This is a genomic window from Streptomyces sp. NPDC056222, assembly GCF_042264065.1.
Taxonomy (GTDB): Bacteria; Actinomycetota; Actinomycetes; order Streptomycetales; family Streptomycetaceae; genus Streptomyces.
In genome coordinates this window covers 1-10,221 of sequence record NZ_JBHJTL010000156.1, presented here as the reverse complement: position 1 = coordinate 10,221, position 10,221 = coordinate 1, and the positions used below count along the sequence as shown (strand labels likewise).

Below are 10,221 nucleotides of genomic sequence, written 5' to 3'. Positions count from 1 at the left end.
GCGCAGCGTCGTCGACCGCCCGGTCCGTGCACGGCGCGGTGCAGCTTCCCATCCGCGGGAATCGTCCGCTCGGAGTGGACATAAGAAATGCGAGAGGGAACTCCCACCTCTCGCCACTCTCAAGATATAGCGCACCGGGGGGCTTGCCGCAAGGCCCCCGTCGTGGCGCAGAATCACTGGCCTCAGCCAGAAACCGCAGAAAAACGGGAGACTCACGTAGTGCGTTCGCTGAACCCTCTGACCACCAGTGCGTTCGACCTTTCCGACCGGCTCTCCCCCAAGGCCGAGCCGTCGCTGATCGCCGGCGACGAACAGCACTTCGCCGCCATCGCGGAGAGCCTCGAGCAGTCGATCGCCGAGCTGTCCGACCGGCTCGACGCCACGCGCAAGGCGCCCGGCGGTGTCGGCCGGGAGGCGATGGAGCGGGACGCGGAGATCCACCGGCTGACCGGCCGGTTGCGCGCCCTGCGTCGTTTCGGTCTCGACCTGTGTCTCGGCCACATCGTGGGCGCGGACGACGGCGAGCCCGTGTACGTCGGACGGCTGGGCCTCACCGACAGCACGGGTCGTCGACTGCTGTTGGACTGGCGTTCCCCCGCGGCCGAGCCGTTCTTCGCGGCCACCCATGCCAACCCGATGGGTCTGGCGAGCCGTCGCAGATACCGCTGGACCAGCGGCCGTATCAGTGACTACTGGGACGAGGTGTTCGCCGCCGACGGGCTCGAGGGGCGCGCCGCGCTCGACGACCAGTCCGCCTTCATCGCCAGCCTGGGCACCAACCGGTCGCCCCGGATGCGCGACGTGCTCGCCACCATCCAGTCCGACCAGGACGCCATCGTCCGTGCGAGTTCCCGCGGTGCCCTGGTCGTCGACGGCGGACCGGGTACCGGAAAGACCGTCGTGGCGCTGCACCGCTCCGCCTATCTCCTCTACTCCGACCCCCGCCTCGGTCACCGTCGCGGCGGCGTGCTGTTCGTCGGTCCGCACCGGCCCTATCTGAACTACGTCTCCGACGTCCTCCCCAGCCTCGGGGAGGAGGGCGTGCAGACCTGCACGCTGCGGGACCTCGTGGAAGAGGGAGCCGGAGCGGCGAGCGAGACCGACCCGGACGTGGCGCGTCTGAAGTCGTCCGCGGACATGGTGAAGGCGATCGAAAAGGCCGTCAGGTTCTACGAGGAGCCGCCCTCCCGGGGAATGACGGTCACCACCGCCTGGTCCGACATCCGGCTGAGCGCCGACGAATGGGCCGAGGCGTTCGCGGCACCGGGACCGGGTACGCCGCACAACGAGGCGCGTGATCAGATCTGGGACGAGCTGGTCTCGATCCTGATGGACAAGTTCGACGGCGACGTACCGCCCGAGCTGTTCCGGAAGTCGCTGCTCCAGGACAAGGAGCTGGTCGACACCCTGAACGGCGCGTGGCCCCTGCTCGAAGCGGCCGACCTGGTCGGGGATCTGTGGTCCGTACCCGCGTATCTGCGGATGTGCGCGCCCTGGCTCAGCCGCGACGAGGTCCGCCTGCTGCAGCGCAAGGATGCGCCGCAGGCCTGGACGGTGTCCGACCTGCCGCTCCTGGACGCGGCACGGCAGCGGCTCGGCGACCCTGAGGCGTCGCGGCGCAGGCGTCGGCACGAGGCCGCTGTCGCCGCGGAGCGCGAGCGCATGGCCGGCGTCATCGACGACATCGTCGCCGCCGACGCCGACGGCGAGGGTGCCGTGACCATGCTGCGGGGGCGGGACCTGCAGGACAGCCTGGTCGATGAGACGGCGCTGCCCGGCACCGACCGGGACCTGCTCGCCGGCCCGTTCGCCCACATCGTCGTGGACGAGGCTCAGGAACTGACCGACGCGGAGTGGCAGATGCTGCTGCTGCGCTGTCCGTCCCGGAGCTTCACGATCGTCGGGGACCGCGCCCAGACCAGGCGCGGCTTCACGGAGTCGTGGCGGGAACGGCTCGAGCGGGTCGGGCTCGACCGGATCGAGATGGCCTCCCTGAGCGTCAACTACCGGACGCCGGAAGAGGTGATGGCGGTGGCCGAGCCGGTCATCCGGGCCGCGCTGCCGGACGCCAATGTGCCGAGATCCATCCGCAGCAGCGGCATCCCCGTCGTCCACGGATCCGTGGCGGATCTCGACTCGGTCCTCGACGGCTGGCTCACCGCGCATGCCGAAGGGGTCGCCTGCGTCATCGGCGATCCCACGTTCCGGCCGACGCCCCGCGTCCAGTCGCTGACCCCGGCGCTCTCGAAGGGCCTGGAGTTCGACCTGGTCGTCCTCGTCGACCCCGAGGAGTTCGGCACGGGCATGGAGGGAGCGGTCGACCGGTACGTCGCGATGACGCGTGCGACCCAGCGGCTCGTCATCCTCACGAGCTCCTGACGCCGGCTTGAGGCACAGCGCCCGGGGACGGGCGTCGTCGACTCGTGTCGGTGACGCTTCCTCCCCGGGCAGTGCCTGCTTCAGTCGTTCCTTGCGAGCAGGCGGCCGGTCGGCTCGGTGAGGGTGCCGTCGGTGTTGATGCGTTCGCCGCGCAGCCAGGTCGACTTCACCACGCCGTGCAGGGTCCTGCCCGCGTACGCCGTGACCCGGTTACGGTGCTCCAGCGCCGCCGGGTCGACCGTGAACGTCGCGTCCGGGGCGAGGACCGCGAAGTCCGCGTCCCGACCGGCCTCGATCGCACCCTTGCGCACCAGACCCGCGAGACGGGCCGGAGCGGCGGACATCCAGCGGACGACGTCCTCCAGGCTGTGGCCCCGGCGGCGGGCCTCGGTCCAGATCGCCGGCAGGCCGAGCTGGAGGGACGAGATGCCGCCCCAGGCGGAGGCGAAGTCCGGGGTCTTGAGGTCGGCCGTGGAGGGCGAGTGGTCCGAGACGATGCAGTCGATCGTCCCGTCCGCCAACCCCTCCCACAGCGCGTCCTGGTTCGACGCCTCACGGATCGGCGGGCAGCACTTGAACTCCGTCGCCCCGTCCGGGACTTCCTCCGCCGTGAGCGTGAGGAAGTGCGGGCACGACTCGACCGTGATCCGGACACCCTCCGCCTTCGCGGCGGCGATCAGCGGCAGCGCGTCCGAGGACGACAGGTGCAGGACATGGACGCGGGCGTTCAGACGCCGGGCCTGGTTGATCAGGTTCTCGATCGCCGTGTTCTCGGCGTCACGCGGCCGGGACGCCAGGAAGTCGGCGTACTTCTCGCCGCTCTTCTGCGGAGCCGCCGCCAGGTGGTGCGGGTCCTCCGCGTGCACGATCATCAACCCGCCGAACCCGGCGATCTCGGCGAGCGAGTTCGCCAGCTGCTCCTGGTCCAGCTCGGGGAACTCGTCCACGCCGGACGGCGACAGGAAGCACTTGAAGCCGAAGACACCGGCGTCGAAGAGCGGCCGCAGATCCTTCGCATTGTCCGGCAGCGCGCCGCCCCAGAAGCCGACGTCGATGTGCGCCTTGGTGCGGGCGACATCCTGCTTGACCCGCAGATGGTCCACCGTCGTCGTCGGCGGAAGGGAGTTCAGCGGCATGTCGAGGAGCGTCGTGATGCCACCGGCCGCGGCCGCGCGCGTCGCGGTCCAGAACCCCTCCCACTCGGTGCGGCCCGGATCGTTCACATGCACATGGGTGTCGACGAGGCCGGGCAGTACGACGTCGTCGCCGACGTCCTCCAGTCGCGCACCGGTCGGGACCTCGGCGTCGTACGGCAGCACGGCGGCGATCGTCCCGCCGGAGACGGCGATCGACCCAGGCCCCGTCCCCTCGGGGGTGATGACGCGTGTCGAACGCAATACGAGCTGTACGTCGGGCAACGGATGCCCCTCCTCTTCCAGGTTGCTGGTTGTCTTCGTGTCTGCGCCGCGTGACCCGCGTCGTCAGCTCGCCCGCGGGGGCCAGTTGACGATCCGCTTCGGCCGCGGCGACGCGTACGTGCGCACCTTCGAGGTGGTCAGGCCGAGGCGTACGAGGGACTCGGCGATCACCACCGCGGCGCTCACGCCGTCGACGACCGGGACCCCGGTGCGTTCGACGACGCGCTCGGCGAGGCCGGCCATGCCTCCGCACCCCAGACAGATCACCTCCGCGCGGTCGTCCTCCACCGCGCGGGCGGCCTGCTCGACGATGGCGTCGACCGCCGCGTTCTCGTCCCGTTCCAGGTCGAGCACGGCGAGCCCGCTGGCCCGTACGGAGGCGCATCGTGCGCTCAGACCGGCGGCATGGAGGCGCTCCTCGATCAGCGGGACCGTACGGTCGAGGCTCGTGACGACGGAGTAACTGCGGCCGAGGAACTGGGCGGTGCTCGCGGCCGCCTCGGTGATGTCGACGACGGGGACGTCGAGAAGTTCCTGCAGTCCTTCCCGGCCGTGCTCGCCGTATCCGGCCTGGATCACGGCGTCGAAGGGCTCCGGGTAGGCGCGTACCGCTTCCATCACGGCGATGGCGGCCAGATAGCTCTCGTAGTTGCCCTCGACCGACTCCGCTCCGAAGGCGGGTGTCAACGGGACGATCTCGGTGCCGGGTGACGCCGCGGCGGCCGCCTGCTCGCCGATCGATTCGGTGATCGACTCCGTGGTGTTGACGTTGACGACGAGGATGCGCATGGTTCGGCCTTCTGCTCGGTGGTTCATTCGGCGGCGACGGCGATGGACTCGCCGTCCACGTCCCGGATCTGCGTGGTGCGGTCCGCGATGAGCGCGTACAGCACCGCGCCGAGGAAGGCGCCCACGAACCAGGAGAATCCGGCCACGGCGTGGAAGAAGGGCACCAGGGCGACGACGACGGCGACGGCGGCGCCGGGGACGAAGGCCGCGACGGCACGGGGGTTGAAGCCGCGGCGGTAGTGGTACTCGCCCTGCGGGTCCTCGGAGTAGAGGTCGGGCACGTTGACCTGGGACTTCCGCAGCAGCCAGTAGTCGGCCATGATCACGCCGAAGAGGGGGCCGAGCAGCGCTCCGAGCCCGCCGAGGAAGTAGTTGACGACGATCGGGCTGTTGTAGAGGTTCCAGGGCAGGATCACCAGACCGATGACCGCGCTGACCACGCCGGCGCGACGGAAGTTCAGCCGGCGCGGGAAGAGGTCGATGAGGGCGTAGATCGGCGCCACGAAGTTGGCCAGCAGGTTCACCGCGACCGTCAGGGCGATGAGCGCGAGCGAGGCCGTCGCCAGGAGCGCCATGTTGGGAATGGTCCGGACGATGTCCGTGGGGCTGGTGATGATGTGGCCGTCGAGCTTGAACTGCGCCCCGCTGAGGACCACCACGATGACGGCGAAGAACAGCATGTTCAGCGGGATCCCGATCACATTGCCGCGGACGATGGCGCCGCGGCTCTTGGCGGACCGGGTGAAGTCGCAGAAGTTCAGTACGAAGGTTCCGTAGATCACCACCCACAACGCGGCGGCCTGGAGGATCTGCAGCCACATCTCCCCACCGATGAGCGGTTCGTCGATGGAGACGGAGAGGGAGGCGTCGGCACGCACGAACATCCAGACCGCGAGGGCGCACATGGTGATCAGCGTCGTGGGCGCCGCGAAGGCCATGTACCTGCGGATCATCTGCATCCCGTAGCTCACGATGACGAGCTGGAGGGCCCACAGGGCGAGGAAGGTGATCCAGTCGAGCGTCGACTGGCCGAGCAGCGAGTTCGTGTCCATGGAGCGCAGCCCGGGGAACATCGCGATGAGCAGGGCGCTGAGGACGGCCGACGCGAGGTACGTCTGGATGCCGAACCAGGCGATGGCGACGATGCCGCGGACGGCGGCCGGGATCTTCGCCCCCTTGATGCCGAACGCGATGCGGCTCATGACGGGGAAGGGGACGCCCGTCTTGTGTCCCATGAACCCGGAGAGCGTCAGCAGCAGGAAGAGCAGGACGGACGCGAGCGCGAAGGCCGCCAGGATGCCCCATACGTTCAGCCCGAGGGCGAAGAGGCCGATGGCGAACGCGTAGTTCCCGAGGCTGTGCACGTCGTTGGCCCAGAGCGTGAAGACGTTGTAGGCGCCCCAGCGGCGCCCTTCCTTCTTCGTGGGGGCCAGATCGTAGGTGTACAGAACGGAGCTGGCGGCTCCGGCGGCTGTCTCGGGTGGCCGGGCATCCACAGCAGTCATCGAACGGGCCCTCACGTGTTCGGTAGAGGTCGCGACGAGGCCCGTGGGGACGCGCCGAGGGGGAAGGCGGCGCGTGCGGGGGCCCGGCGACCGGTGGAGGTCTTGGGCGGAGGCTTTAGGCGTTTCCACAAAGTGGAAGTTGTTTTCCGCGCATCAGAACGTAGTTTTCGCCAAAGGTCATCGTCAAGGGCTTCCGGGCGGCAACTTCCACGCGCGGGCATATGACTTGAAACGTGCTGGATCGCCCCATAACGCAACCACCCCCGCCACCGAGGGAACGGTGGCGGGGGTGAGCGGAACGCGGCGGAAGCTCGGACCCTACGGGCGCAGCCCGAACGAGATGTGCGGGGACAGGGCACGGAGGAACTCGGGCGCGTCGAAGATCGCGCCGGCCGAGGCGACACCGACCGTCCGGGTCCGCCCCGTGAGGACGTGATGGACCGCCTCCACCGCGAGCGGGGCGCTGACGGCGTAGATGTCCTGGCCGGTGACCACCGCGCGTCGCTCCTCGCCGCCGGAGCGCACGAGGACGTCGACGAGGAAGGTCTGATCGGAGCGGCCGTGCCCGTCGACCGCGGTCGGCGCCGGCGTGTCCGGGGCGGACAGGTCCCGGGCCGCCTCGACCGTCATGTAGGTGCGCACCTCGGGGATGGCCAGGTGGCTGGGCACGGTGACGACGTCGGCCATGGTGAACTCCCCGATCACCGAACGGATTCCCATCGGCTCGGGGAAGGTCCACTTCAGCGTCGCCGGTGCGTCGTCGCGGTACTCCAGGCGCCCGTCGCTGTAGACGACGCGTCGGCCGTCCCTGCGCTCCCGGGAGACCGCGCCGGCGGTACGGGTCCCGGCGGTGGGGTGCCAACCGCTCAGCCCGTACGCCACATGCGCCTCATCGGCCGTCGTCCAGTCACCCATGGCGGCGGTGACCAGCAGGTCTCCGAGGCCGCCGAAGAAGGCCATCGCGGGGATCACGACCGCGCCGGCGGCGGTCGCGCGCTGCGCGAAGTGCGCGAACGTGTCGAGGTTGGCCTCGATCTCGGCAGCCACATCCACGTACGGGATCCTGGCGCGCAGCGCCGCCTCGATCACCGGGGCGGCGGTCGCGGCGAAGGGTCCGGCGCAGTTGATCACGGCGTCCGCGCCGACGAGCGCGCGGTCGAGGGCGGCCGGGTCGTCGACCGCGGCCGGCCGGACGTCGACTCCCGGGTGGGAGGCCGCGAGGGCGTGCAGCTTGTCCGCGTCGCGGCCGGACAGGACCGGGACGAACCCTCGGTTCAGCAGCTCCGCCACCACGAAACGCCCGGTGTGTCCGTAGGCACCGAACACCGTCACCGTGTGACCCGACTTCATCGCATTCTCCCCGCGCTCGATCGTTCAACTGTGAACAGTCTTGCTGCGGGCGCCAACCGCCGCGAGTGTCCGGAACGACATGGCCCGTACAATTTCGGACATGGGTACTGTCGCGCTGGCCGTCACCGACGGGATGCTGCACTTCGAACTGTCCGTGGCGTACGAGGTGTTCGGCGCCGACCTGTCCCGACTGGCCGACCCCTGGTACAGCGTCACCGTCTGCGGGCCCGGCCCGGTACGGTTCGGCAGGTTCCGGATGGAGCCCGACCACGGGCTCGACCGACTGCCGTACGCGGACATGGTGATCGTGCCGGGGTGGGCCGATGTCGACGAGGAGCCGCCCACCGAGCTGGTCGACGCGGTGCGCGCGGCCCATGAGGCGGGAGCGCGGGTGGCCTCGCTGTGCACGGGCGCGTTCGTGCTCGCCGCCGCCGGACTGCTGGACGGCCGACGGGCGACCACGCACTGGGCGCACACCGACGTCCTGGCCGCGCGGTATCCGCGGGTCGAGGTGGATCCGGACGTTCTGTACGTGGACAACGGCAGCGTGCTGACCTCCGCGGGCAAGGCCGCCGCGATGGATCTGTGCCTGCATCTGGTCCGCCTCGACCACGGCTCGGCGGTCGCCAACACGGTCGCGCGCCGCCTCGTCGTACCTCCCCATCGGGCGGGCGGGCAGGCGCAGTTCGTCACGGCGCCGGTGCCCGCACAGGACGACCACCCCCTCGCCGCGCTGTTCCCCTGGGCGACCGAACGCCTCGACCAGGCCCTGACGGTGGAGGACCTGGCTCGCCGGGCGAACATGAGCTCGCGCAACCTCGGCCGCCACTTCAGGTCGGTGACCGGCACCACGCCGCTCCAATGGCTCCTGACCCAGCGGATCCGGCGCGCCCAGGAACTGCTGGAGACGACGGGCGACAGCGTGGACGCCATCGCGGAGGCGACGGGCATGGGCACGGCCACGACGCTGCGCCGCCACTTCAACCGCACGATCGGCGTCCCCCCGGACACGTACCGCCGCACCTTCCGCAGCTCACGCGGTCGTTGACGGCGGTTAGGCTGCGCTCATGCCGAGCCCGCAGCGATCCCACCTGTCGATCGTCGACGAGCTGAGCGCCCTGCCGTTCCCCGAGCGGGAGGGCAGGCTGGACATCGGCGACGGCGGGTGGAGCGGGCCCGGCCACCACGTGGCCGTGCTGCGGCGGAGTCGGGACTTCTGGGACGACCGCGGCGAGGAGATCGTCGAGGCGGCCGAGCGGGAGCTGGAGGCCGACCTCGCCGCACTGGCTGCCGTCCTGGCCGCCCGCTGGGGCAGTCCGACCACGGTCGACCTGTGGCCGTACCTCAGCGTCGACAACCCGGACCCGGACCGTGTCGCCCCCGAACCGCTGGGCTTCCTGAGCAATGTGGCCGGCACCATGCGGGTGTGGCACCTGCACCCCTCCGACCGCTGGCTGGCCCTGACCATCGGCCAGGCCGACCCGGAGTTCCCTCTCGAACTCCTCGCCGCCGTGGGTGAGGCCTCCTCCCTGCCGCGAGCCGCCGCGATCGGCGACGGGTCTCCACGGCCTCGCTGAACTCCGCGGATCGGAGCGACGCCGTCGCCGTGGTCGTCACGAAGCCGGTCGCTCGGGTTCGAGGGGACGGGCCGCCCAGGCAGGGTTCCAGTGGAACGGAAGAGGGTTCCCGCACAGCGCGCAGACGTACTCCCCGTCGCGTACGACATTGAGCTCCGCGCACGCCGGGCACCGCCGGAACACGACCTCATGGATGAAACGTCCCTCATGGGTGAGCCCCACACGGTCGAGGGCGGCGGCCACGGACGGCCAGGAGTCCGGGTCGGGGCAGTAGCCGGTCGACTGGTTGCTCGTCTCGACGGCCTCCCAGCCGCCCGGACCCCGCACGAAGGCCATCTCACCGGCCGCGCGCACCCAGCCGCGTCCGGCACAGGCGACATGCTCACTGCGCCGGGGTGCGAGTCGCAGGAAGCCGCCCTCGTCCACGACATAGGTGAACGGCTCGTCGAGGTCCGCGGCGCCCTGGCCCGCGACCCATGCCGTGAAGTCCTCGGGGGTACGCATCACCCGGCCGGGGCTGCTCCCGGCGGCCGCCGCGCGGATCTCCGGCGGCCCGACGTACCCGTACCGCCGCGGCCCGTCGGAGACGATCACGATCCAGGGCCGCAGCACACGCACGCCCGTGCCCGAGAGGAGCACCCTCGCCGAGAGCGGTGGAGTGAACTCCGGCACCTCCCGGCCGTACAGCTGGATCCGGTCGAGGAGCAGCGCCCCGCCCTCGAAGCGGTCCCCCGGCCTCACCTGGCCGCCCACGCAGCGGACGATGCAGACGGCAGCGTCCGAGCGGCTCTCCTCCACCTCGAAGATCTGGAGCATGCCGTGAGCCTAGCCACTGGCATTCATGGCACTGAGTGTGTTTTGCTGAGGGTACTCAGTGCCACAAGCCTTAGGGGAGCTCGCCATCATGGGCAAGGACTTCGACCTGTATCGCCCGTCCGAGGAGCACGAGATGCTCCGGGAGACGGTCCGCGCGCTGGCGGAGGCGAAGATCACGCCGTTCGCCGCGGCGGTCGACGAGGAGGGCCGGTTCCCCCAGGAGGCGCTGGACGCGCTGGTGGCGGCCGACCTGCAGGCCGTGCACGTGCCGGAGGCGTACGGCGGCGCCGGTGCGGACGCGCTGGCGACGGTGATCGTGATCGAGGAGGTCGCCCGCGCCTGCGGCTCGTCCTCCCTGATCCCGGCCGTGAACAAGCTCGGCTCGCT

General features: G+C 70.5%; 9 protein-coding genes. 4 read left to right on the top strand and 5 right to left on the bottom strand.

All coding sequences use genetic code 11. The annotated features are described in order from the left end of the window. The first annotated feature begins 228 nt into the window (after positions 1-228). Complete coding sequence (helR, locus tag ACFC0D_RS37045; protein WP_376446105.1) at positions 229-2,379, top strand: RNA polymerase recycling motor ATPase HelR; 2,151 nt, start codon at positions 229-231, stop codon at positions 2,377-2,379. An 80-nt stretch (positions 2,380-2,459) separates the two neighbouring features. Here the strand turns inward: helR and allB are convergent, their stop codons facing one another. From allB to ACFC0D_RS37025, 4 genes are all read right to left on the bottom strand, one after another. After that, complete coding sequence (gene allB / locus ACFC0D_RS37040) at positions 2,460-3,797, bottom strand: allantoinase AllB (protein ID WP_376446103.1); 1,338 nt, start codon at positions 3,795-3,797, stop codon at positions 2,460-2,462. 63 nt (positions 3,798-3,860) lie between these two features. Further along, on the bottom strand, positions 3,861-4,586 hold the full coding sequence (locus ACFC0D_RS37035; RefSeq protein ID WP_376446101.1) for an aspartate/glutamate racemase family protein: 726 nt from the start codon (positions 4,584-4,586) through the stop codon (positions 3,861-3,863). Positions 4,587-4,609: 23 nt separating this feature from the next. Continuing rightward, complete coding sequence (locus tag ACFC0D_RS37030; RefSeq protein ID WP_376446098.1) at positions 4,610-6,091, bottom strand: NCS1 family nucleobase:cation symporter-1; 1,482 nt, start codon at positions 6,089-6,091, stop codon at positions 4,610-4,612. 318 nt (positions 6,092-6,409) lie between these two features. After that, positions 6,410-7,441, bottom strand: coding sequence for a saccharopine dehydrogenase family protein (locus ACFC0D_RS37025; RefSeq protein ID WP_376446095.1), 1,032 nt, complete (start codon positions 7,439-7,441; stop codon positions 6,410-6,412). A gap of 100 nt (positions 7,442-7,541) precedes the next feature. Between ACFC0D_RS37025 and ACFC0D_RS37020 the strand changes: the two genes are divergently transcribed. Continuing rightward, a complete protein-coding gene (locus tag ACFC0D_RS37020) occupies positions 7,542-8,489 on the top strand; it encodes a helix-turn-helix domain-containing protein (RefSeq protein ID WP_376446092.1) in 948 nt (315 codons plus the stop codon). Positions 8,490-8,508: 19 nt separating this feature from the next. Further along, positions 8,509-9,018: a hypothetical protein gene (locus ACFC0D_RS37015; RefSeq protein ID WP_376446089.1), complete on the top strand. Its 510-nt coding sequence runs from the start codon at positions 8,509-8,511 to the stop codon at positions 9,016-9,018. Positions 9,019-9,054: 36 nt separating this feature from the next. On the opposite strand, the gene ACFC0D_RS37010 is transcribed toward ACFC0D_RS37015, so the two are convergent. Continuing rightward, a complete protein-coding gene (locus tag ACFC0D_RS37010; protein ID WP_376446087.1) occupies positions 9,055-9,834 on the bottom strand; it encodes a hypothetical protein in 780 nt (259 codons plus the stop codon). An 88-nt stretch (positions 9,835-9,922) separates the two neighbouring features. Here ACFC0D_RS37010 and ACFC0D_RS37005 point away from each other — a divergent pair. Next, a partial coding sequence (locus tag ACFC0D_RS37005; RefSeq protein WP_376446085.1) for an acyl-CoA dehydrogenase family protein occupies positions 9,923-10,221 on the top strand: 299 nt, incomplete at its 3' end.

Excerpts from the sequence above, each read along its gene's own strand:
- ACFC0D_RS37035 (WP_376446101.1), bottom strand. The coding sequence starts at position 4,586 with ATGCGCATCCTCGTCGTCAACGTCAACACCACGGAGTCGATCACCGAA.
- ACFC0D_RS37030 (WP_376446098.1), bottom strand. The coding sequence starts at position 6,091 with ATGACTGCTGTGGATGCCCGGCCACCCGAGACAGCCGCCGGAGCCGCC.
- ACFC0D_RS37010 (WP_376446087.1), bottom strand. The coding sequence starts at position 9,834 with ATGCTCCAGATCTTCGAGGTGGAGGAGAGCCGCTCGGACGCTGCCGTC.
- ACFC0D_RS37020 (WP_376446092.1), top strand. The coding sequence starts at position 7,542 with ATGGGTACTGTCGCGCTGGCCGTCACCGACGGGATGCTGCACTTCGAA.
- ACFC0D_RS37015 (WP_376446089.1), top strand. The coding sequence starts at position 8,509 with ATGCCGAGCCCGCAGCGATCCCACCTGTCGATCGTCGACGAGCTGAGC.
- ACFC0D_RS37025 (WP_376446095.1), bottom strand. The coding sequence starts at position 7,441 with ATGAAGTCGGGTCACACGGTGACGGTGTTCGGTGCCTACGGACACACC.